At 30.5% G+C, this 23,288-nt stretch carries 27 protein-coding genes; 15 read left to right on the forward strand and 12 right to left on the reverse strand.

Annotated features, from left to right (window positions below; genetic code table 11):
* Nucleotides 1-43 precede the first annotated feature (43 nt).
* Genes hemW through ruvC form a run of 3 tightly spaced genes read right to left on the reverse strand, consistent with a single transcriptional unit; the run spans nucleotide 44 to nucleotide 2,175 of the window.
* The gene (gene hemW, locus WHD08_RS09860; RefSeq protein ID WP_208890963.1) at nucleotides 44-1,171 is read right to left on the reverse strand and encodes a radical SAM family heme chaperone HemW; all 1,128 of its coding nucleotides are present in this window, start codon (nucleotides 1,169-1,171) and stop codon (nucleotides 44-46) included.
* Nucleotides 1,172-1,221: 50 nt separating this feature from the next.
* The gene (locus tag WHD08_RS09865; protein WP_208890962.1) at nucleotides 1,222-1,581 is read right to left on the reverse strand and encodes a four helix bundle protein; all 360 of its coding nucleotides are present in this window, start codon (nucleotides 1,579-1,581) and stop codon (nucleotides 1,222-1,224) included.
* A 42-nt stretch (nucleotides 1,582-1,623) separates the two neighbouring features.
* Nucleotides 1,624-2,175, reverse strand: coding sequence for a crossover junction endodeoxyribonuclease RuvC (gene ruvC, locus WHD08_RS09870; protein WP_208890961.1), 552 nt, complete (start codon nucleotides 2,173-2,175; stop codon nucleotides 1,624-1,626).
* Between the two features lie 106 nt (nucleotides 2,176-2,281).
* Here ruvC and WHD08_RS09875 point away from each other — a divergent pair, with 106 nt between their 5' ends.
* Genes WHD08_RS09875 through WHD08_RS09885 form a run of 3 tightly spaced genes read left to right on the forward strand, consistent with a single transcriptional unit; the run spans nucleotide 2,282 to nucleotide 4,545 of the window.
* Nucleotides 2,282-3,199, forward strand: coding sequence for a hypothetical protein (locus tag WHD08_RS09875; protein WP_244183330.1), 918 nt, complete (start codon nucleotides 2,282-2,284; stop codon nucleotides 3,197-3,199).
* Nucleotides 3,196-4,323, forward strand: a complete 1,128-nt coding sequence (locus WHD08_RS09880) for a glycosyltransferase family 2 protein (protein WP_208890959.1) — start codon at nucleotides 3,196-3,198, stop codon at nucleotides 4,321-4,323. Before WHD08_RS09875 ends, WHD08_RS09880 begins: the two co-directional genes overlap by 4 nt.
* Nucleotides 4,324-4,350: 27 nt before the next feature.
* Complete coding sequence (locus WHD08_RS09885; RefSeq protein ID WP_208890958.1) at nucleotides 4,351-4,545, forward strand: hypothetical protein; 195 nt, start codon at nucleotides 4,351-4,353, stop codon at nucleotides 4,543-4,545.
* Here the strand turns inward: WHD08_RS09885 and WHD08_RS09890 are convergent.
* From WHD08_RS09890 to WHD08_RS09900, 3 genes are read right to left on the reverse strand one after another with little or no spacing between them, the layout of a single operon-like run.
* Nucleotides 4,537-4,668, reverse strand: coding sequence for a hypothetical protein (locus WHD08_RS09890; RefSeq protein WP_262887957.1), 132 nt, complete (start codon nucleotides 4,666-4,668; stop codon nucleotides 4,537-4,539). The two genes, WHD08_RS09885 and WHD08_RS09890, sit on opposite strands and share 9 nt — an antisense overlap.
* 11 nt (nucleotides 4,669-4,679) lie before the next feature.
* A complete protein-coding gene (gene mnmD / locus WHD08_RS09895; protein ID WP_208890957.1) occupies nucleotides 4,680-5,351 on the reverse strand; it encodes a tRNA (5-methylaminomethyl-2-thiouridine)(34)-methyltransferase MnmD in 672 nt (223 codons plus the stop codon).
* Nucleotides 5,352-5,385: 34 nt separating this feature from the next.
* Entirely contained in the window at nucleotides 5,386-5,892 is a 507-nt protein-coding gene (locus WHD08_RS09900) for a DUF4920 domain-containing protein (RefSeq protein WP_208890956.1), read from the reverse strand.
* A gap of 120 nt (nucleotides 5,893-6,012) precedes the next feature.
* On the opposite strand from WHD08_RS09900, the gene WHD08_RS09905 reads away from it, so the two are divergent.
* The 11 genes from WHD08_RS09905 (at nucleotide 6,013) to WHD08_RS09955 (ending at nucleotide 18,056) form a co-directional block, all read left to right on the forward strand.
* Nucleotides 6,013-7,071 (forward strand): branched-chain amino acid aminotransferase, encoded by a 1,059-nt coding sequence (locus WHD08_RS09905; RefSeq protein ID WP_208890955.1) that lies wholly within the window; start codon nucleotides 6,013-6,015, stop codon nucleotides 7,069-7,071.
* Nucleotides 7,072-7,412: 341 nt separating this feature from the next.
* Nucleotides 7,413-7,868, forward strand: coding sequence for a 50S ribosomal protein L13 (gene rplM / locus WHD08_RS09910; RefSeq protein ID WP_208890954.1), 456 nt, complete (start codon nucleotides 7,413-7,415; stop codon nucleotides 7,866-7,868).
* Nucleotides 7,868-8,254 carry a 30S ribosomal protein S9 gene (rpsI, locus tag WHD08_RS09915; RefSeq protein ID WP_165734330.1) on the forward strand — a complete coding sequence of 129 codons (387 nt, stop codon included), beginning with the start codon at nucleotides 7,868-7,870 and terminating at the stop codon, nucleotides 8,252-8,254. Before rplM ends, rpsI begins: the two co-directional genes overlap by 1 nt.
* 145 nt (nucleotides 8,255-8,399) lie before the next feature.
* Nucleotides 8,400-9,194 (forward strand): 30S ribosomal protein S2, encoded by a 795-nt coding sequence (gene rpsB / locus WHD08_RS09920; protein ID WP_165734329.1) that lies wholly within the window; start codon nucleotides 8,400-8,402, stop codon nucleotides 9,192-9,194.
* A 24-nt stretch (nucleotides 9,195-9,218) separates the two neighbouring features.
* Nucleotides 9,219-10,190, forward strand: a complete 972-nt coding sequence (tsf, locus tag WHD08_RS09925) for a translation elongation factor Ts (RefSeq protein ID WP_208890953.1) — start codon at nucleotides 9,219-9,221, stop codon at nucleotides 10,188-10,190.
* 147 nt (nucleotides 10,191-10,337) lie between these two features.
* Nucleotides 10,338-11,048, forward strand: coding sequence for a UMP kinase (gene pyrH, locus WHD08_RS09930; protein WP_208890952.1), 711 nt, complete (start codon nucleotides 10,338-10,340; stop codon nucleotides 11,046-11,048).
* Nucleotides 11,049-11,076: 28 nt separating this feature from the next.
* A complete protein-coding gene (gene frr, locus WHD08_RS09935; RefSeq protein ID WP_208890951.1) occupies nucleotides 11,077-11,631 on the forward strand; it encodes a ribosome recycling factor in 555 nt (184 codons plus the stop codon).
* A gap of 95 nt (nucleotides 11,632-11,726) precedes the next feature.
* Nucleotides 11,727-14,105, forward strand: a complete 2,379-nt coding sequence (locus WHD08_RS09940) for an efflux RND transporter permease subunit (RefSeq protein WP_208890950.1) — start codon at nucleotides 11,727-11,729, stop codon at nucleotides 14,103-14,105.
* Between the two features lie 374 nt (nucleotides 14,106-14,479).
* Nucleotides 14,480-15,913 (forward strand): asparagine--tRNA ligase, encoded by a 1,434-nt coding sequence (gene asnS, locus WHD08_RS09945; protein WP_208890949.1) that lies wholly within the window; start codon nucleotides 14,480-14,482, stop codon nucleotides 15,911-15,913.
* An 86-nt stretch (nucleotides 15,914-15,999) separates the two neighbouring features.
* On the forward strand, nucleotides 16,000-17,457 hold the full coding sequence (gene rpoN / locus WHD08_RS09950; protein WP_208890948.1) for an RNA polymerase factor sigma-54: 1,458 nt from the start codon (nucleotides 16,000-16,002) through the stop codon (nucleotides 17,455-17,457).
* Nucleotides 17,457-18,056 carry a hypothetical protein gene (locus WHD08_RS09955; protein ID WP_208890947.1) on the forward strand — a complete coding sequence of 200 codons (600 nt, stop codon included), beginning with the start codon at nucleotides 17,457-17,459 and terminating at the stop codon, nucleotides 18,054-18,056. The genes rpoN and WHD08_RS09955 overlap by 1 nt, the downstream gene beginning before the upstream one ends.
* Here WHD08_RS09955 and WHD08_RS09960 read toward each other — a convergent pair.
* The 6 genes from WHD08_RS09960 to WHD08_RS09985 form a co-directional block, all read right to left on the reverse strand.
* Entirely contained in the window at nucleotides 18,051-18,728 is a 678-nt protein-coding gene (locus WHD08_RS09960) for a porin family protein (protein WP_208890946.1), read from the reverse strand. The two genes, WHD08_RS09955 and WHD08_RS09960, sit on opposite strands and share 6 nt — an antisense overlap.
* Nucleotides 18,729-18,849: 121 nt before the next feature.
* Nucleotides 18,850-19,311: an ExbD/TolR family protein gene (locus tag WHD08_RS09965; protein WP_208890945.1), complete on the reverse strand. Its 462-nt coding sequence runs from the start codon at nucleotides 19,309-19,311 to the stop codon at nucleotides 18,850-18,852.
* A gap of 18 nt (nucleotides 19,312-19,329) precedes the next feature.
* On the reverse strand, nucleotides 19,330-19,950 hold the full coding sequence (locus WHD08_RS09970) for an ExbD/TolR family protein (RefSeq protein WP_208890944.1): 621 nt from the start codon (nucleotides 19,948-19,950) through the stop codon (nucleotides 19,330-19,332).
* Nucleotides 19,951-19,954: 4 nt separating this feature from the next.
* Nucleotides 19,955-20,410 carry a hypothetical protein gene (locus WHD08_RS09975; protein ID WP_165734318.1) on the reverse strand — a complete coding sequence of 152 codons (456 nt, stop codon included), beginning with the start codon at nucleotides 20,408-20,410 and terminating at the stop codon, nucleotides 19,955-19,957.
* An 8-nt stretch (nucleotides 20,411-20,418) separates the two neighbouring features.
* Nucleotides 20,419-21,141 carry a MotA/TolQ/ExbB proton channel family protein gene (locus tag WHD08_RS09980; protein WP_165734317.1) on the reverse strand — a complete coding sequence of 241 codons (723 nt, stop codon included), beginning with the start codon at nucleotides 21,139-21,141 and terminating at the stop codon, nucleotides 20,419-20,421.
* Between the two features lie 209 nt (nucleotides 21,142-21,350).
* Nucleotides 21,351-22,394: an asparaginase gene (locus WHD08_RS09985; protein ID WP_208890943.1), complete on the reverse strand. Its 1,044-nt coding sequence runs from the start codon at nucleotides 22,392-22,394 to the stop codon at nucleotides 21,351-21,353.
* Between the two features lie 95 nt (nucleotides 22,395-22,489).
* Here WHD08_RS09985 and WHD08_RS09990 point away from each other — a divergent pair, with 95 nt between their 5' ends.
* Complete coding sequence (locus WHD08_RS09990; RefSeq protein ID WP_208890942.1) at nucleotides 22,490-23,188, forward strand: zinc metallopeptidase; 699 nt, start codon at nucleotides 22,490-22,492, stop codon at nucleotides 23,186-23,188.
* The last annotated feature ends 100 nt before the right edge of the window (nucleotides 23,189-23,288 follow it).

The following is a 23,288-nucleotide window of genomic DNA, read 5'->3' on the forward strand; positions in this document are numbered from 1 at the left end:
CTTTATGTTAGATGTAATCTAAACATTTAACATTAATAAAAAACTAATTGACCATAAATAAATCTGAAGAAATTCCGTCTGATAAAAACTTCCCTTTTGGCGTAGTTCTTAAAACTCGATCTTCAATGATCAATAATTCTTGTTCTAAATGTTTTTTGGCTTGTTTTTCTAAATACGTTACATATTTATCGCCAAAATCTTTTTTTATTTTTTCGAGAGAAACTCCCCAGATGGTTCTTAAACCTGTCATAATATATTCATTATAACCATCTGTTTTTGTGAGTGTTTCTCTTTCTATAGGAAGCGTATTTTCTTGAATAGCTTTTATATATTTCGCATTATTTCTAACATTCCAACTTCGTTGGATTCCATTAAACGAATGTGCCGAAGGTCCAATACCTAAATAAGGTTTCCCTAGCCAGTAAGAAGAATTATTCTGACTAAAAAAACCTTCTTTCCCAAAGTTAGACAACTCGTAATGCACAAAATCTACCTTTTTTAATTCTTCAATTAAAATATGGAATTGTTCCTCTGCTTTTTCATCATCTACATTTTTAATTTTCCCTTTTTTAATCAACGTTGCTAAAGCTGTTTTTGGCTCAACCGTTAAAGCATAACTAGATATATGTGGAATTCCGAAACTCAGTGCTGTTTGTATATTATCTCTCCACTCTTCATTTGTACAATCTGGAATTCCGTAAATTAGATCGACAGAAATATTACTAAAGTGGCGAATCGCCACAGATAGACAATTTTTAGCTTCATCTGAATTATGCGCACGGTTCATGAGTTTTAAATCTTTCTCAAAAAACGATTGCACGCCAATACTTAATCTATTGATAGGTGTTTTAGATAATTCTATTATTTTTTCTTCGGATAAATCATCCGGATTTGCCTCTAACGTTATTTCTGGATTCTCAATTACTGTATGATTTTTATAAACAGCATCAATCAATACTTGAATTTCATCAACAGTTAAAACAGATGGTGTTCCACCTCCAAAATAAATAGATTCTATAGTCGTGTTTTGCAATTCGTCTTTTCTAATCTCTATCTCTTTTACAAGTGATAAAATCATATCTTCTTTTTTCTTCATCGAAGTAGAAAAATGAAAATCGCAGTAAAAACATGCTTGTTTACAAAATGGTATGTGAATGTATATTCCAGCCAAAATAAATTATCAATTATCGGTTATCAATTATCGGTTATCAATTATCGTAACTACTTGTTTATTCTAGTAGTTTTTAAAATAGAAAATAAAATTCTACCTATTTCATCTGCCTTTTCAAAAAGGTCTTTAAAACTCTCTATATCTAAATCCCCACTATCTTTTAATAAATGTAACCAATATTTGGTTTCTAAGCATTCTTTATAAGCAATAGACATTTTAGCAGAAAAATCTGCTTTTGAAATTGCTCCATTAGCTTCAATTATATTTGCACCTACAGAAGTTCCGCTTCTTAAAATTTGTTTTGACAAAACATACTCTTTATTCTCTTTTATTAATCTTTTACTCAATTTAACAATTAATAAAGCCAAATCATAACTTTTGTTTTGTAATGGATTATTTTTTAACTTCATAATATCGATAATTGGTTATTGGTAAATGACAATTGAAAAAAATTATTTGATTTTTTTAGGATTTTGTTTCACAAAACTCGCCCAACCAGTATAATTCTTTCCGCCAACTACTTTTCCTGAATTGTAGAAATGACAAACTGCAGCTGCTAAACCATCTGTTGCATCTAGGTTTTTAGGCAAAGTTTTTAAGTTTAAAAGTGATTTTAACATCAAAGCAACTTGTTCTTTACTAGCGCTTCCACTTCCGGTAACTGCCATTTTGATTTTCTTTGGCAAATATTCTGTAATCGGAATTTCGCGAGACAAACCTGCTGCCATTGCAACTCCTTGCGCTCTACCTAACTTTAACATTGATTGTACATTCTTACCAAAAAAAGGTGCTTCAATAGCAATTTCATCTGGGTGATACGTGTCGATCAGTTCAATTGTACGTTCAAAAATAAGTTTTAATTTCAGGTAATGGTCGTCGTATTTTTTGAGGATTAATTCATTCATTTGAATAAATTCCATCTTTTTACCAACAACTTTTATCACACCAAAACCCATAATTGTGGTTCCAGGGTCAATGCCTAAAATAATTTTTTCTATCGCCAAAGTGGTAGATTGTTTTTGTTTTTATCACCAAACTTACAGATGATTATTTGTTACTTTGCAAACCATGTATAATTCGCTTTCATACAAATCTAAACAATTCTTTTGGTTGATAATAAAACTATCGATTGTAATTGGCTGCGGATATTTTATTTACACAAAACTAATTGATAACGAGCAGCTAAAATTTACTGTATTTTATAAAAAATTAATAAAAAATGATGTTTTTTCCATCAAAAACATATTTTTTCTATCTCTTTTTACTTTTTTAAATTGGTTTTTAGAAGTTTTAAAATGGAAATCTCTTGTCGGTTTTGTAAAACAAATCTCTTTTATTGAGGCCACAAAGCAATCCTTAGCCTCATTAACAACTTCTTTAATTACACCCAACAGAATTGGAGAATACGGCGCAAAAGCACTGTATTTTGAAAAGAAATATAGAAAACAAATTTTAGGTTTAAATTTAGTGGGAAACTTTTATCAAATGCTTATGACCTTACTTTTTGGAAGTTTTGGTTTCTGTTACTTTCTTCTTAATCATAAAATTGATATTGATCTGTATCAAATTTTAAAAATTTTACTTTTAGTATTTATTCTAATTCTTGTCTTATTTTTTCTGATTAAAAAACTTAATTTTAAAGGTTTTACTTTTGAAAAAGTAAGGAATTTTATACAAAATATACCTTTAGCGCTAAATATAAAAGTTGCTGTTTTATCAATGTTTAGATTCTTGATTTTCTCGCATCAGTTTTACTTTTTATTGCTCATTTTTAACGTTGATATTTCTTATGTTGATGCAATTTCAGGAATCACCTCTATCTACTTAATTGCTTCTACAATACCAATGTTATCATTATTTGATGTTGTTTTAAAAGGTTCTGTAGCTATCTGGATATTTTCGTTTTTCAATATAGAACCACTTATCATTTTATCTACAACCACTTTAATGTGGATTTTAAATTTTGTACTACCTGCAATTATTGGTAGTTATTTTGTGTTAACTTTTAAGCCTAATTTTACAAAATGATTTGGTTACTCATTTTTATATTTACTTTTTACGCAACTCTAATTGTTTGGCTAACAATTGGCTTTAAAAAAGTGAAAGAATTTAAAGGAGTAGCAAAACACCATAAAACCTCATTTTCTGTAATTATTCCTTTTAGAAATGAAGCTAAAAAATTACCTATTTTATTGAAATCTATTGCTGAGTTAAATTACCCAAAAGAATTGGTAGAATTTATTTTGGTTGATGATGCTTCTACGGATGGTTCTGTTGAGATTATTAACAAGTTTATACATAAACCTCAAAGGTTTTTAAAACCTTTGAGGTTTTGCGTCATAAAAAACATAAGAACCTCAAAATCACCAAAAAAAGACGCCATTACAACAGCTATTTCTGAGGCAAAAAACAATTGGATTGTTACTTCAGATGCAGATTGTATTTTACCTGAAAATTGGTTAAAAAGCTTAGATAGTTTTATTCAGAATAATAATGCAAAAATGGTAGTTGCTCCTGTAAACTACAAAGCTAAAAACAACTTTTTAGAACAGTTTCAATTATTAGATTTTATGAGCATGCAAGGAACTACTATTGGTGGTTTTGGAATGGATTTTCCTTTTTTGTGTAATGGTGCAAACTTTGCTTATAAAAAAGATGCCTTTATAAAACTAAACGGTTTTGAAGGCAACAACAATATTGCTAGCGGAGATGATGTTTTTCTGTTTGAAAAATTTATAATTGCTGATAAAAAAAGTGTTTTTTATTTAAAATCAGCAGCGGCTATTGTTACTACATTTCCTGTAAAAACATGGAGTGATTTAGTAAACCAAAGAACACGTTGGGCTGCAAAAACCGGTAATTTTAGTTCTTTAAAAGTAAAGCTAATTGGTTTATTGGTTTTACTCACCAACTTTGTTGTTGTTTACTATTTATTGCTTGGAAGCTTAGAAATGCTTTTTATTCCTTTTGTGTTAAAAGTAATTATTGATTTGTTTTTATTCTTGCCTACAATTCAGTTTTTTAAACAGGAAAAACACTTTTATAAATGGTATCTTTTTGCAAGCTTCTTGTATCCTTTTTTTAGCCTTCTCGTTATTTTTAAATCGCTCTTTTTTAAGTACAATTGGAAAGGAAGACGTTTTAAAAAGTAACTTCTACTTTAGGTAAATGAATATTTATTGCAAACAAGTTTAGCCCTGATTGAAGTAGCAACCTTTATATTCCCTGTTAAAAAATCGTCATTGCGAGGAACGAAGCAATCTGTTAACCTTAAAGAGATTGCCACAGTTTACAAAAAAGTAAACTTAGCAAAGACAGCTATAAAAAGATATAATGTAAAGCAGGAAATAGCTTCTAAAAAACTATTAAAATAAAGCATTCATAATATCTTCGGCTTTAAACCAAAGGATTAAAACGAAAGCTAAAACAGCAATTAAAAAAAGGCCTTTTGTAGGTTTAGATTGCTTTTGTCTTCCAAATTTTCTTTTGAATTCCATCTGAATGTTTTTTACTCGTTCGTTTTTGTCGTTATTTTAGTTGCTCTTAACATTTCTCTTTTCCCCGGAGGTCCAGGCAAACGCTCTACTGTTAAACCAACTTCTTGCATCGCTCTTCTAACGCTTCCTTTTGCCGAATAAGTTACTAAAATTCCGTTTTCTTTTAATGCATCAAACATTTTACGGAAAATCTCTACCGTCCATAATTGCGGTTGTACACGAGCACCAAAGGCATCAAAATAAATTAAATTAAACGTGTCTTTATCTTCGATATCTTCAAAAAATTGCTTCCTTTTTGTGAGTGAAAAAGTATCTGAAATTTGATGCTTTTCTTCCCAAGAAACAGCGTGCATTATATCGAATACAGCACTTTCTTTTTCTGCTTTTAAAACAGTAATAAAATTCATATTCTCTACTTCTTCTGCAGTAACAGGATATGCTTCTACACCAACATAGTTTATATTTCTTTTTGCTTCTAAATAGGTAATAAAACAGTTTAAACCTGTACCAAAACCAATTTCTAAGATAGATACTTCTTCTGCAGTAACTAATTTTAATCCGCTATTAATAAAAACATGGTAAGACTCGTTTATTGAACCGTTTTTAGAATGATATTGTTCATTTAAATCGGGTAAATTAATGGTTGTAGAACCATCGGAAGTTATTAGAATTTCTCTTTTCAAAATATGTAGACTTATTACTTATTGAAACTAATTTTTACTTTCTCATTAAAACACCATCTGCCTCAAAAGTAAATTCTTTTTTAGGCTCGGTAATTTTTGCTATTTCTTCTTTAGTTTTCCCTGCATCTTCCGCATAATGTTGCAATTCTTCTACAGATGTTTCTTGTACAAATGCTTTACCATTTAAAACCACTTCTTTTCCTTGAGAATCTAAAGGCATAAAAAAACCATAATCTTTAAAACGAACCATCGTTTCAGTTTCTTCATTTAAAGGCAACTTCATCCAACATCCTTTTTTAGAACAAACTTCTTTAATACTAGATGCAAACTTTACATTAATTGTATCACCAGTTTTCATGGTTTTAAATTTAGCTAATAACTCTTCTGAAGTAATTGCATTGTCTAACGCAATTTTTTCTCCGAAAGATTCATAAACCACTTCTTGTTTTGGTTCTGATGTTTCATTGGCTGCTTTCTTGCCTTCTTTACATGCCGTAAAACCAAATAAAATAACCAAACAAAAGGATATTACATATTTCATATTTTCTAAATTTAATGAGTATCGAACAAAAGTACATATTATAATGAGTAAAAGCAATGATTAGTTATATCGACCGATGAATATTTTATGTACATTTGTCCAATAATTCAATCAAAAAGAATGAAATCTGATATAGAAATTCAACGTATAGAAAAATCGAAGATCGATTCTGTAGATTTTAACAATCTACCATTTGGTAGTGTATATTCTGACCACATGTTAGAGTGTGATTTTATAGATGGCGAGTGGCAAACACCTGTTATTAAACCTTATGCACCTATCTCATTAGACCCAGCTGCAAAGATTTTCCACTACGGACAATCTATTTTTGAAGGTATGAAAGCCTACAAAGATGCAGATGATAATACCATGTTATTTAGACCTTTAGAAAACTGGAAACGTTTAAATAAATCTGCAGAACGTTTGGTTATTCCAGCTGTTCCTGAAGATGTATTTATGGAAGGTTTAAAGAAGTTATTAGAAGTTGATAATAAATGGATTCCTACAAACGAAGGAAGCTCTTTATATATTAGACCTTTTATGTTTGCTTCTGGAATAGGATTTCACGCTTCTCCGGCAAATGCTTATAAATTTATAATATGTACAGCTCCTTCTGGCTCGTATTTTTCTGGTAAAGTAAAAGTTTTAATTGAAGAAAAATATGCTCGTGCAGCAAATGGTGGTGTTGGTTTTGCGAAAGCTGGTGGTAATTATGCTGCTCAGTTTTACCCTACACAACTGGCTATCGAAAAAGGTTACAATCAAGTTATTTGGACGGATGATAATACGCACGAATATATTGAGGAAGCTGGTGCAATGAATATTTTCATTAGAATTAATGACACCTTAATTACAAGTCCTACAAGTGATAGAATCTTAGACGGAATTACACGTAAAAGTGTTATTCAGATTGCAGAGGATATGAATATTGATGTAGAAGTTAGAAAAATTACAGTTTCTGAAGTAATTGCTGCTGCACAAAGCGGTAGTTTAAAAGAAATGTTTGGAGCAGGAACTGCTGCAGTAATTTCTCCTATTGCAGGTTTTGGATACCAAGGTTCTGATTATGATTTACCTGAATTAGAAGCTCCTTTTGCAGGAATTCTAAAGAAAGCAATTACTGATATACAAACAAACCAAGCCGAAGACCCTTACGGATGGAGAGTAATTATTAAGTAAACAATTTACAGTTAAAATATATTATTTAAAAGCATCAATTAATTTTGATGCTTTTTTTGTGCTTTAAACACACAAATTCAGAATTATTAGAACACAATACATAGCAAAGGTGAAGCTAAAAAAACACACTTTGCTCTCACCAGCGAAGTTAGCTACTACAAGCTTGTTACCAATTACTTAGCTTTTATTTCATCAGAAAACAAAAAAACTATTTTATAAAAATTAAACATTATTAAAATAAATCTAAAGTGCTATTTGTCAATCAAATAAAATACAGTACATTTGCACTCCTTTTTTAAGGAAAATTCAATCATTAATAAACAAAAACTAATAGTGTAATTATGAACACATTAAGTTACAAAACAGTATCAGCAAACAAAGCTACCGTAAACAAGGAGTGGGTTTTAGTTGATGCAGACGGGCAAACGTTGGGTCGTCTAGCTTCTAAAGTAGCAAAGCTAATTAGAGGTAAAAACAAACCTAATTTTACTCCTCACGTAGATTGTGGAGATAACGTGGTTATCATCAACGCAGAAAAAATTGTTTTAACTGGTAACAAATGGAAAGAGAAATCTTACATCCGTCACACAGGTTATCCAGGAGGACAAAGATCGTTAACTGCAACAGAAATGTTTGAGAAAGATCCTACAAGATTAATCGAAAAAGCAGTAAAAGGAATGTTACCTAAAAATATTTTAGGAGCGGCACTTTACAGAAACTTGTATGTATATGCAGGTACAGAGCACAAACATGCAGGTCAAGAACCTAAAGCTATTAACCTTAACGATCTTAAATAATGGATATAGTACATAAAATCGGTAGAAGAAAAACAGCTGTAGCTCGTATTTATCTTTCTGAAGGAACAGGAAACATTACAGTAAACAAAAAAGATTACAAAAACTACTTTACTACTGGAACTTTACAGTATAAAGTACAACAACCTTTAATGTTAACAGAAAACTTAGAGTCTTATGATATCAAAGTTAATGTTTACGGTGGTGGTGTAACAGGACAAGCAGAAGCTATCCGTTTAGCTATTACAAGAGCTTTAGTTTCTATTAACGAAGAGCACAGATTGGTATTAAAACCAGAAGGTTTATTAACTCGTGACCCAAGAATGGTTGAACGTAAGAAATTCGGTCAGAAGAAAGCACGTAAAAAATTCCAATTCTCGAAACGTTAATATTATTCAGAATTTATTCTGGACTATATTATATCGAGAACTGTTATTATATTTTAATATTAAACAGTTTAGCATCTAAATAGTTAGGACTCGAAAGACTACCTAACTATTGATTTCAAAACAGAAAGTAAACACATTTAAGAAAATGGCAAACGTAAACATTCAAGAGTTATTAGATAGTGGTGTACACTTTGGACACTTAACTAGAAAATGGAACCCAAACATGGCTCCATACATTTATACAGAACGTAATGGTGTACACATCATCGATTTGTATAAAACAGCAGCAAAAATAGAAGAAACTTCAGAAGCTTTAAAAAAGATCGCTAACTCTGGACGTAAAATTTTATTTGTAGCTACTAAAAAACAAGCAAAAGATATCGTTGCTGAAAAAGCAAAAGCAGTAAACATGCCTTTCATTACAGAAAGATGGCCAGGTGGTATGTTAACTAACTTTATTACTATTAGAAAAGCTGTTAAGAAAATGGCTCATATTGATAGAATGAAGCAAGATGGTTCTTTTGATGCATTATCTAAAAGAGAAAAATTACAAATCAACCGTCAGAGAGAAAAATTAGAAAAGAATTTAGGTTCTATTTCTGATATGACTCGTTTACCTGGTGCATTATTTGTAGTAGATATTAAAAAAGAGCACATTGCAGTAGCAGAAGCTCAAAAATTAAGCATTCCTATTTTTGCAATGGTTGATACGAACTCTGATCCTAGATTAGTAGATTTTATCATTCCAGCAAATGATGATGCTTCTAAGTCTATAGACAAAGTATTATCTTATGTTACTGATGCAATTGCAGAAGGTTTATCAGATAGAAAAGCAGACAAAGAAAAAGTAAAAGAAACTAAAGAAGTTGCAGCTCCAAAAGCTGAAGCAGCAGCTCCTAAGGCAGAAGTTACTGAAGCACCTGCTGAAGAAAAAAAATAATTCTAACTAAAAAACATACATAACATGGAAACAGTAAAGATTAGTGCTGCTGATGTTAAAAAATTAAGAGAAGCAACTGGAGCTGGAATGATGGACTGTAAAAAGGCATTAGTTGAGGCAGTTGGTGATTTTGATAAAGCAATTGACATTTTACGTAAAAAAGGTCAGAAAATTGCTGCAAAAAGAGCTGATAGAGAATCTACAGAAGGAGTTGCAGTAACAAAAATAAATGCTGATAACACTGCTGGTGTTGCTATCGTTTTAGCTTGTGAGACTGATTTTGTTGGTAAAAACGATGCTTTCGTTGAATTAGGAAGTCAATTTGCAGAGATTGCTTTAAATCATGCTGATAAGGAATCTTTCTTAGCGGCTGATTTTGGAGGTATGACTGTTGCTGATAAATTAATTGAGCAAACTGGTGTTATTGGAGAAAAGTTAGAGATAACTGCTTTTGAGAAAATCGAAGCTGCTTATGTTGGTGCTTATACTCACATTGGTAAAATTGCTGCTTTAGTAGGTTTAACTGCTGCTGTAGATAACGCTGAAACTTTATCTAAAGACGTAGCTATGCAAGTAGCATCTATGGGTGCATCTTCTTTATCTTACAAAGATTTTGATCCTGCATTTGTTGCTGCTGAAACTGAAGCAAGAATTGCTGTAATTGAAAAAGATAATATTGAATTAGGAAGATTAGGAAAAACGTTGAAAAACGTACCTCAATTTATCTCTATGTCTCAATTATCTGAAGAAGTTTTAGCAAAAGCTGAAGAAGCTGCAAAAGCTGAATTAGCTGCAGAAGGAAAACCAGAAAAAATCTGGGATAGAATTTTACCAGGAAAAATGGAAAGATTTATTGCAGATAACACAACTTTAGATTTAGAGCAATGTCTTTTAGACCAAGCTTTTATTAAAGATGAAAAGAAAAATGTTGCACAATATGTAAGTACATATGGTGATGTTTCTGTAAGTGGTTTCAAAAGAGTTACTTTAGGATAAACATTTATCTTCTATTTTTGTAAATACAAGAATTTAAATATTTAAAACCTCGCATTCTATAATTTTAGAATTGCGAGGTTTTTTTGTATCCCAAAAAAAGGAAACTCAAAAAAAAAGCTTAATTTTGCACAACTTTCAAAATAAACTATGCAATACAAGAGAATTCTTTTAAAATTAAGTGGAGAAGCTTTAATGGGCGAAAGACAATACGGAATTGATCCTAAACGTTTAGCTGAATACGCAAAAGAAATTAAAGAAGTAGTACAAAAAGGAATAGAAGTTGCCATTGTTATTGGTGGTGGAAATATCTTTAGAGGTGTTGCTGGTGCTGCAAATGGTATGGATCGTGTACAAGGAGACCATATGGGAATGTTAGCAACCTGTATTAACGGCCTTGCATTGCAAAGTGCACTAGAAGATGAAGATGTGCATACGCGTTTGCAAACAGCTTTAGAAATTAAAGAAGTTGCAGAACCATATATTAAAAGAAAAGCAATCCGTCATTTAGAAAAAGGAAGAGTTGTTATATTTGGTGCAGGTACGGGAAATCCATATTTTACAACAGATACAGCTGCAGTTCTTAGAGCAATTGAAATAGATGCAGATGCTATTTTAAAAGGAACTCGTGTAGATGGAATCTATGATGTAGATCCAGAAAAAAATAAAGATGCTGTAAAATTTGAAAGCATCACTTTTAAAGACGTAATTAAAAAAGGTCTTAAAGTGATGGATATGACTGCATTTACATTAAGTGAAGAAAACAAATTGCCAATTATTGTTTTTGACATGAATACAAATGGAAACTTAATGAAATTAGTTTCTGGTGAAAAAATTGGTACTATTGTTAATACTCAATAATTAGGTTTTATAAAAATATTTACTGACCATGAACGAAGAAATTGAATTTATTCTTGATTCCGCTAAAGAAGCGATGAATAATGCTATTGAGCATTTAATTAAAGAACTAAGAACTATTAGAGCTGGTAAAGCAACACCTGCAATGTTAGCAAATGTAATGGTAGATTATTATGGATCTCTAACTCCGTTAGGCCAAATTGCAAATGTTACAACTCCAGATCCAAGAACAATAGCTGTACAACCTTGGGAGAAAAACATGTTACAACCTATAGAAAAAGCTATAATGGTTGCCAACTTAGGTTTTAACCCAATGAATAATGGTGATATTATTATGATTAACGTTCCGCCATTAACAGAAGAAAGAAGAATCGGTTTAGCAAAACAAGCCAAAGCAGAAGCAGAACACGCAAAAGTAGGTATTAGAAATGCTCGTAAAGATGCTAATAATGATATCAAAAAAACAGATGTTTCTGACGATCTTAAAAAAGTTTCAGAAGATGATGTTCAAAAATTAACAGATACTTTTGTAAAAAAGATAGAGGAAACACTCGCTGTTAAAGAAGTAGAAATCATGAAGGTTTAAAAAAACCGACACAATAAAAAAAGAGGGTGTTTCTTAACACTCTCTTTTTATTTACAATAATATACAATTAATTACAATTTCTAAAATTTAACTTAATGAATTTCTGGACAAAAGTTGCTGGCCTTATCTTAAGAAACCGTTATTTGGTTTTATTAGTTATTGCCATCATTACAGGTTTATTAGCTTCACAAATGAAGTATATGAAATTCTCATATACAGAAGCAAATTTATTACCTGAAGATCACATAGCAAATCTAGAATACAACCAATTTTTAGAAATTTTTGGAGAAGAAGGCAATCTGGTTATTTTAGGAATTAAAGATTCTACAGTATTTACACCAAAAAAGTTTAATGCTTGGAATAATTTAGTTCGAAAATTTGATAGTTTAGAAGAAATAGATTTTACAATTTCTATAGCAGATGTTCAAAAATTAAAGGCAGACAGAAAACAACGAAAATTTGTATTAGAACCTTTGTATGAGAAGGAACCTACAACAACACAAGAGGTTTTAGACATAAAAAATCAACTTTTTGAAAAACTACCTTTCTACGATAATTTACTCTTTAATAAAGAAACAGGTACGTTACAAACGGCCATTTATATTAAAAAAGAAATCATAAATACACCACAACGTAGAGATTTCATTTTTAACACTTTAATTCCGACCATAAAGAAATTTGAAAAAGATAATAATGTAGACATTCGAGTATCTGGAATGCCTTACATTAGAACACTAAATGCACAAAACATACAAGATGAAATATTACTTTTTGTAGCAGGTGCATTAGGAATTACCGCAGTTATTTTCTTCTTTTTCTTCAGATCTTTTAGAGCAACCTTTATTACACTATTGGTAGTAATGACAGGTGTTATTTGGGCTTTTGGTTTTATAGGATGGTTCGGTTATGAGATAACAGTTTTATCGGCATTAATACCTCCTTTAATTATTGTTATTGGTGTACCCAATGCTGTTTTTCTGATTAATAAATATCAGCAAGAAATAAAGAAACATGGTCAGCAAGCAAAAGCCTTACAACGTGTAATTTCTAAGGTAGGTAATGCTACATTAATGACGAACATTACAACTGCATCTGGTTTCGCAACATTTGTTTTTGTAAAAAGTAGTTTGCTTAGAGAATTTGGTATTCTTGCTTCCGTAAACATCATTAGTATTTTTATACTAGCCTTATTAATTATACCTATTTTATATAGTTTTATGCCACTTCCAAAAAAGAAGCATTTAAACCACTTAGAGACAAAGTGGATTGAAAATGTTGTGAATTGGATGGAAAAAATGGTACGAAACAGGAGAATAACAATCTATTTTACCACAGTTATTGTTATTGTTGCAGCAATTATAGGGGTTTACAAAATAAAAGTTTCGGGTAGTTTAATAGAAGACATGCCTAAAAGTTTAGAATTTTATCAAGATATAAAATTCTTTGAAAGTGAGTTTGGCGGTATTATGCCCTTAGAGATTTTAGTAGATACTAAAAAAGAAAAAGGAGTTATGAGTTTATCGACTTTAAAAAAGATGGAAAAAATAAATGAAGCCATAGAAGCTTTTCCGGAACTATCTAAACCCATCTCTATCACCAATGTAGTAAAATACTCTAAACAGGCTTACTATAAAGGGAATCCTAAATATTATCAATTACCAACAAGTCAGGAACAAAGTTACATTTTTGCATATACCAAAAACTCAAATAGTGATGCAAGTATGCTTAAAAACTTTGTAGATTCTACAGGACGTTATGCAAGGATAACTACTTTTATGAAAGACATTGGTACTGAAAAGATGAATGTAATTCAAGAACGTTTAAGAGAGGTAATTGCTAAAGAATTTCCGTCAGATAAATATACCGTTTCAGTTACAGGAAAAGCATTAGTTTTTATAAAAGGAACCAATTATTTAATAAAGAATTTAGTTATTTCTTTATCATTGGCTATTTTCTTAATCGCCATTTTTATGGCTTGGATGTTTAGATCTCCACCAATGATTTTTATTTCATTGCTGCCTAACATATTGCCATTACTAATTACAGCTGGTTTAATGGGCTACTTTGGTATTCCTATAAAACCATCAACAATACTTGTATTTAGTATTGCGTTCGGTATTTCTGTAGATGATACGATTCACTTTTTAGCAAAATACAGACAAGAATTAATGGCTAATAATTGGCGTGTAAAACCATCGGTTTATGGAGCACTTAGAGAAACAGGAGTAAGTATGTTCTATACTTCTATTGTACTCTTTTTTGGCTTTTTAACCTTTACACTTTCTAGTTTTGGAGGTACCATTGCATTAGGTGGCTTAGTCTCTGTAACCTTATTATTGGCAATGGTTTCTAACTTACTATTATTACCTTCATTATTATTAACTTTTGAAAAGAAAATAGCAAACAAAAAAGTATTTAAGGAACCTTCTATAAGAATTATTCCACCAGAGGAAGAAGACAAATTAGAAGAATAAAGATTTAGTTGATATATAAATATTTACTAAAAAATCGGATGTTATTATTTAACATCCGATTTTTTAATAGAAGAATGAATAATGTTTTAACGATATAAATTAACAGTATTTTAAGCAAACAGCACCTAAAACTACTGTAAATATCATTGCTCATCTTCTCACAAAAAAGTATCTTTACTCCTTAATAAAAAACATTTTTTGTATTTTATACTTAACTTTTTTTGATAAAAAATATCTCTTTTTTCTTAAAGATATATGACAATCAAAAAATTAGATTTCTATATAATTCTTCCTAAAAAAGGAGTTTTATAGAAAAAAACATCAGAATAATACAACCTATTAATAACATATATTTATATCAATATTATAAGAATATGATAAACAGCAACGTAGCCGAACTTTTAAAATCGGAAGGATTATTACTACAAGAAGTAACCCTAAAAGGATGGGTTAGAACATTTAGAAGCAATCGCTTTATTGCTTTAAATGATGGTACTACTATTAACAACATACAATGTGTTATCGATTTTGAAAACACAGATGAAACCACATTAAAAAGAATTACAACTGGTGCCGCTCTTTGTATAAAAGGGACTTTGGCTGCAAGCCAAGGAAAAGGTCAATCTGTAGAAATTCAAGTTTCAGAAATTGAAATTTTAGGAGATTCTAATCCAGATGAGTATCCTATTCAACCTAAAAAACACAGTTTCGAGTTTTTAAGAGAAAATGCACATTTACGTGTAAGAACAAATACTTTTAGCGCTGTAATGCGTGTACGTTCTAAATTATCTTTTGCGGTACATCAGTATTTTCAAGAAAGAGATTTTAATTATGTGAACACACCAATAGTTACAAGTTCTGATGCAGAGGGTGCTGGAGAAATATTTAAAGTTACAACCTTTAAAGACAACGAAGCTCCTTTAAACGAAGATGGTAAAATTGACCATTCTAAAGATTTCTTTGGTAAAGAAACTAATTTAACTGTTTCTGGCCAATTAGAAGCTGAAACTTTTGCAATGGCATTAGGAAAAGCGTATACTTTTGGACCAACCTTTAGAGCAGAAAATTCTAATACTACCCGTCATTTAGCTGAGTTTTGGATGATAGAACCAGAGGTTGCCTTTATGGATTTAGATGGTAATATGGATTTAGCAGAAGACTTTATTAAGTATGTGATAAATTATGTTTTAGATAAATGTGCAGATGATTTAGCTTTTCTAGACCAACGTTTAACACAAGAAGAAAAAAGCAAACCACAGGCACAAAGAAGTGAAATGAGTTTGTTAGACAAACTAAAGTTTGTTGTAGATAACAACTTTAAGAGAGTTTCTTATACAGAAGCAATTGATATTTTACGTAACTCTAAACCAAATAAAAAGAAAAAATTTCAATTCCCTATTAATGAATGGGGAGCAGATTTACAATCTGAACACGAACGTTTTTTAGTTGAAAAACACTTTAAATGTCCGGTTATTTTATTTGATTATCCAGCAGACATCAAAGCATTTTACATGCGTTTAAATGATGATGGAAAGACAGTTAGAGCTATGGATGTTCTATTCCCAGGAATTGGAGAAATAGTTGGAGGATCACAAAGAGAAGAACGTTATGATGTTTTAGCTGATAAAATGAAGACACTGGGTATTGAAGAAGAACTTTGGTGGTATTTAGATTTAAGAAAATTTGGTACAGCAGTTCATTCTGGTTTTGGATTAGGTTTTGAAAGACTTGTACAATTTACCACAGGAATGAGTAATATTAGAGACGTAATTCCGTTCCCAAGAACGCCACAAAATGCAGATTTTTAATAAAAAAATAAAAATTAAAGCACTAAAAACGTCATTCCTATCAGAATGACGTTTTTTATTTTAACCTATTTCATATATTTGTCTATATGCTAAAACAAAGTTTACAATACAAGCTATTACAGAAATTATCTCCTCAACAGATACAGTTGATGAAGTTAATTCAATTGCCTACGCAAGCTTTTGAGGAACGTCTAAAACAAGAAATTGAAGAAAATCCTGCATTAGATACTGGTAAAGATGAAGCGGATTCTATAGATGATGATTTGTCGAATGAATATGATGATGCTGGAACCGAAAAAATAGAAGCAGAAGACATCAATATAGATGATTATCTTAGTGATGACGAAATACCAAATTACAAAACACAAGCTAATAATTACTCTGCTGATGATGAAGAGAAGAACGTACCTTATGCTAGTGGTACTAGTTTTCATCAATCTTTAAAAAATCAATTAAGTACCTATACTTTTACTGATGAAGAACTTTCTATAGCTGAGTTTTTAGTGGGTAGTATAGATGATAGTGGTTATATCAGAAGAGAAATTATAGATATAGTAGACGATTTAGCTTTTACAGAAAATGTTTTTACCACAGAAGAAAAAGTTATCTCTATTCTAAAAAAAGTGGTGCATACTTTAGATCCTATTGGTGTTGGAGCCAGAGATTTAAAGGAGTGTTTAATTATTCAACTAAAGAGAAAAGAAAGCAACAAAATTAGAAGTTTAGCAATTGATATTCTAGAAACTGCTTTTGATCATTTTGTAAAAAAACACTATAAAAAATTACAAGAAAAGTTTACTATTTCTGAAGAGGAATTAAAAGAAGTAAATAAAGAAATTTCTAAACTAAACCCTAAACCTGGGAGTTCTTATGCTGGTAATAATAAAATAGCAGAACAGATTGTTCCTGACTTTTCTATTAAGTTGGTTGATGGGGAATTAGATTTAGTTTTGAATTCTAGAAATGCTCCTGAATTGCATATTTCTAGAGAATATAACAATATGCTTAAAGGCTACCAAGAAGCTACCGTAAAAAGTAAGTCTCAAAAAGATGCTGTATTTTTTATCAAACAAAAATTAGATTCGGCAAAATGGTTTATTGATGCTATTAAACAGCGTCAGCAAACACTTTTAGTGACTATGAATACAATTATGCACTATCAGTATGATTATTTCTTAACAGGTGATGAGCGCAAGCTAAAACCAATGATTTTGAAAGATATTGCAGATAAAATTAACATGGATGTTTCTACTGTTTCTAGGGTTGCAAATAGTAAATATGTTTCTACTCCTTATGGTACAAAATTAATTAAAGAATTCTTTTCTGAATCTATGAAAAATGATCAAGGAGAAGATGTATCTACCAAAGAAATAAAGAAAATATTAGAGACCGTAATTTTAGAAGAGGATAAAAAGAAACCTCTAACGGATGAAAAACTAGCAGCAATTCTAAAGGAAAAAGGGTATCCTATTGCTAGAAGAACAGTGGCAAAATACAGGGAACAGTTAGACTTACCTGTAGCTCGTTTACGTAAAGAAATTTAATGAAGTTTTATAAATTTATATCTGTAATGCTGCATCCGATTGTAATACCTACAATTGGAATCACCTTATATTTTATATTGATTCAAAATAGTTTTAGCAAGAATCAAAAGTTTGCTGTTTTAGGTCTAATTTTTGTTACTACATACATTGTACCTTTACTCATACTCATACTTTTTAGGCGATTTAAGCTTATAAAATCTTTTAAAGCTGAAAGTATTAAGGAAAGAAAAGTTCCTGTTGCTATGATGATAGTATTGTTTTATTTACTAGGTAATACTCTATATGGAATAGCTAACTTAAGAGATTTAGGAATGCTTTTTTACGCCACCTCATTAGGATTGGTATTTATATACATATTGTTTGCTTTTAAAATAAAAACAAGCATCCATTTAATATCTATAGGGATTACAATTGGCTTCTTTTATGTATTGAGTTTTATGTATCAGCAAAACGTAACAGCAGTACTTATCTGTGGTTTGCTTCTCTCTGGAATTTTAGCAAGCGCAAGGTTGCACTTAAAAGCACACACACATAAAGAAGTGTATTTAGGTTTTATACTAGGGTTTCTATCTCCAAGTATTGTTTTCTACTTTCTATAAAAGATAGAAAATAAGTCCGAATTTTAAGATTTTAGTATTTATAACTTCTCCGTTTATAGTACTATTTTCAAAAACAGGTGTTAATCCGTAATAAAGGTTGATATTAAACTCGTCATACCCCGTAGACAAAGTTAAGCCATACTGCAATTTATTGTAATTAGAAACATCCTGATACTTAAAGGTATTCCCATTTTCATCATCAAACTGAAATTTATTAGAGAAATTGTAAGAGAATTTAATACCACCATATATCCTCCAAAAACTATATTTATTTGCTGTGGAAGTTCTCCATCTAAGTTCTAATGGAAATTCTAAGTTATGAGATTTAAATAGATTAGCGCTAATAGTTTCATCATTACTAAAATCTGTTGTATTGTTTATTTCTTCTACTTTAAGCTCATGATTAAAAAAATCAAAACCATATCCTACACCAGCTGCTATAGAGACATTACCTTGTTTGTTTAAAATCACATCTTTTAAAAAGCCAACTGAAAGTCCATATGAAAAATTACTTTTAAATATTTCTTGGGGTTGATCTACAAACTGAGCATAAGAAACTGCCACATAAATTTGATCTTCTGCATACCTATCGCCTAGGTTTAAGGAATCTTTCTGTGCAAAAGACCCAATTACACTAAACAAAATTATAAAGAGAGTTAAGGCTATTTTCATATATAAATCAAACGTTTTATAAAGTAAGAATATTTTATTAGAATTTTAATTTCTAAAAAAAACATAAAAAAAAGGATAATTCAATGAATTATCCTTTTTCTTAAAAATTATATTATATAGATTACTCAGTCTTTTTAGAAGCAGAATAACTAATTTTAAGAGCATTTACATCTCTTAATTTTAATCTAATATCAATAATTGTACCAACACTAGATTCTGTATCTGCCTTAATAGAAGTTGTCATAAATGGAACTTCTGCCTCAGAAACTTTAGATCTTGCATTTATTATAAATGCAGGGACTTCATCCGCAGTAGCAATTTTATCATTCAATTGAATTCTATTATAACTTGTACCGTACTTAGCATCTTTAGCTTTACCTACATAAATAGTAGTCACCAAACTTTTATGCTCTAATTTCTTTACTTCTGTTGCCGAAGGTAGCCTTGGAGCATCAATTTGTAAAGAAGTTTCTCTCATGGTTGTAGTAACCATAAAAAAGAATAACAACATAAATACAATATCTGGTAAAGCTGCAGTATTTACTGCAGGCATTCCTTTCTTCTTTTTTCTAAATTTAGACATACTGTTAAATTTTAAAAATTAATTTGTAGGTTCTTGATCTGAAATAATTTGAGGATAAGCTGTTTTGATAAACTCAACTTTATTTTTCAAATTCTCATTAGCTCTATTATCCTTATAACTTTCTTCAAGTTCTTCAAATGGAATCTTGTATTTTTCAACACTTAGTCTATTTCTTAAAAAACTATAAGCTTTTAACAATTCATCTTGAACAGTTAAATAAGTTCCATACTCTGTTAACCTATCACTTTGTACCGATATAATAGCTTTATTAGGGTGATCTGAAGAATCATCACTTCTATCACCTTTACAATAACTACATGGTCCGGTAGCAACGCCATTTTCAACTTTACCTTCTCCTCCACCATTATCTACAAATGAGATAGCGGCTTCTTTTAGGTCTTTAATATCCATTCTTTCGCCTTCAACTAAAAGCTCATTATTTCTATTAATACTTACCTCAAAAATGTTTTTTTCCTTAATAACAGGTGGCACATAATCTGCTGGTGGTTTTTCAGATAGTTTTTTAGAAACTCCTGAATCCACATTCATTGTTGTTGTTACTAAGAAAAAGATTAACAGCAAGAAGGCAATATCTGCCATAGAACCTGCATTAATTTCTGGATTCTCTCTTCTTGCCATATTATTATGATTTTATTAATCCTTTTACTAAATCGTATACAAAGAACAAACTAGCTACTAGGCCTAGACAAACGCTATACCATATACCCGTTCCTACCCATTGGTTACTAGAAGCTCCTGCTTCACCACCTACAAGTACTTTTCCTTGTGTATCAAGTACAGCATTACTATCTGCTAAAAAGTAAGCAAAAACTAATACTACACCTAAAGCAGCAACTCCCATTAAAGTCTTTTTCAAATTTTCTGGATTTGTAAAAAGGCTAAATAAAGAAAGCAACACTGTTGCACCTACTGCAAAATAAAGTAATATAGTAGAAAATGTAACTATACTACCAACAGAACCACTTAAGGCTGCTGTATCTCCCTCATCTGTCATAAAGATATTGATAAAGAGAAAGGCTCCAATTACAGCTATTACAGCTATAAATATGTTTAAAATTTTTGATAAATTATTTTTCATAATATATCTTATTTTTTATATTTCACTAATAAATCTATTAATTGAATAGATGCATCTTCCATGTTATTTACAATACTATCGATTTTAGATACGATGTAATTATAAAAAATCTGTAAAATAATTGCTACTATTAAACCAAATACAGTTGTTAATAATGCTACTTTAATACCAACAGCTACAACTCCAGGAGAAATATCATTTGCTACTGCAATCATATCAAAAGCCTGAATCATACCAATTACCGTACCCATAAACCCAAGCATCGGTGCTAAAGCAATAAATAAAGATAACCAAGAAATATTTTTCTCTAAAAGTCCCATTTGAACTCCTCCATAAGAAACTACAGCTTTTTCTGCAGCATCTACACCTTCATCTACTCTATCTAAACCTTGGTAAAAGATAGATGCAACTGGTCCTTTAGAGTTTCTACAAACTTCTTTAGCAGCTTCTATACCACCAGAACTTAAAGCATCATCTACACTTGCTACTAATTTCTTAGTATTCGTTGTTGCCATGTTTAAATAAATAATTCTTTCAATTGCAATTGCTAAACCTAAAATTAAGGCTACTAATACAATTCCCATAAATTCTGGGCCACCCTCAATAAAACGTTGTTTTAATTCTTGGTGGAAAGTTTTTGACTCTTCAGCTGCTTCTTGTGCGAAAGTTGATTGAATAGCTCCAAAAAACATAAATCCTGTTACGGATAGGACATTTACTACTTTTTTCATCTTTGTTATAATTAATTTTTAATAGTTAACGGGTTAAAGATATTAATTTTCATCCCAAAAAAATAATATGAAAGACAATTTAACTAAAATAATTAAAAAATCATCCCTCTATTACTTTTGAGAGTGCCAAGTAACAAAAAAATATTGAGCATTTAAAAAAAAAATCAATGTATTTGATGTTAAAAACTTCAATTAACTCAATAATATGTTTAAAAATGATAATTATCAGTTAATTCGCCTCTTAAAGATTTCTCAAAGAAATATTTAAACTCATCATCTGATAGGTTTTTATCTAATAAGTACATTAACTTAGCTATCGCAGACTCCGTAGTAATATCTCTACCATTAATCACTCCTATTTCTAAAAGCAGTAAACTTGTATCATAATGCCCCATCATTACCCTACCACTTTTGCATTGGGTTACGTTTATAATTTTAATTCCTTTGTCAATTGCCGTTTTTAACAAACAAATAAAGCTTTCGGAATTGGGTGCATTACCAGATCCATACGTTTCTAACACAACTCCTTTTAAATTAGGAATATTTAAAATACTTTCTACTACCAGATTTGATATCCCTGGAAACAACTTTAAAATAACCACTTCATCAACCAAATGCTTTCTTACAATTAATGCTTCCTCTTGTTCTTCTTGATGAATTAAATGCTCATTAAATTTAAGGTGCACTCCACTTTCTGCTAATGGCGGAAAATTCATAGATGTAAACGCCTCAAATAACTCTGAACTTATTTTAGTGGTTCTATTTGCTCTATATAACTTGTATTCAAAATACAAACAAACTTCAGATACAATTGGCTTTCCATTTTTATATGCACACGCTACCTCTATAGAAGTGATTAAATTTTCTTTAGCATCTGTCCTTAAATCTCCAATTGGCAGTTGAGATCCTGTAAAAATGATTGGTTTTTGTAAATTTTCTAACATAAAACTAATCGCAGAAGAAGTGTACGCCATGGTATCGGAACCTGTTAACACAACAAAACCATCAAATTTTTTATAATTTTCTTCAATAATTTCAACAATACTTATATAGTATTTAGTATTCATGTTTGATGAATCTATTGCATCTTCAAAAGAAATACTTTCTATATTACAATTTAACTGTTGCAATTCTGGAATTTTTTCTACAATCTGACTAAAATCAAATGCTTTTAAGGCATTTGTCTTATAGTCTTTCATCATACCAATCGTTCCGCCAGTATATATAAGTAATATGTTAGGTTTTCTTGTCATTTTGTCATTTTTATCTTCCAAACAATAAATTGGAATACTTTATGTTGTAAATTTATCAAACAAAAATGAAATACAATTTTTAAACAATATAAATTATGATAGGATTCTATATTTTAATTGGAGTAATTGCTTTGGCTAGTTGGTTAGTGAGTAATACGCTGAAGAATAAATTTAAAAAATACTCTAAAATTCAGCTTAGAAACGGGATGAGTGGTGCAGAAATTGCAGAAAAAATGTTAGCTGATAACGGTATTTTTGATGTAAAAGTAATTTCTACTCCTGGTAGATTAACAGACCATTACAACCCTGCAGATAAAACAGTAAATTTAAGTGAGTCTGTTTACAACCAAAGAAATGCTGCTGCTGCTGCAGTTGCTGCGCATGAATGCGGTCACGCAGTGCAACATGCACAAGCATATAGTTATTTAACAATGCGATCTAAATTAGTACCCGTTGTAAGTGTAACTTCTAAATTTTCTCAATGGTTAGTAATTGGTGGGTTAATTATGGGAGCAGCTTCAGGAGCTACAGGAATTGGTTTTTACATTGCCGTTGCAGGTTTAATTTTTATGGGCTTTGCAACAGTTTTTAGTTTTGTTACCTTACCTGTAGAATATGATGCTAGTAATAGAGCATTAGCTTGGTTAAAAAACAAAAACATGGTTTCTCAAGAAGAATTAGCGGGAGCAACGGATGCTTTAACATGGGCTGCAAGAACGTATTTAGTTGCTGCCTTGGGTTCATTAGCAACCTTATTATATTGGGGAATGCAAATTTTAGGAGGAAGAGATTAGCATCGCAGATGCTTTTTTGTATTTACTTTTTAAGTGATAAATTAATTTAAAACACTTTTGATTCATTTCGAAAGTGTTTTTTTTGATTTATATTGATTGG

This window comes from Polaribacter sejongensis, from assembly GCF_038024065.1.
GTDB classification, from domain to species: Bacteria; Bacteroidota; Bacteroidia; order Flavobacteriales; family Flavobacteriaceae; genus Polaribacter; species Polaribacter sejongensis.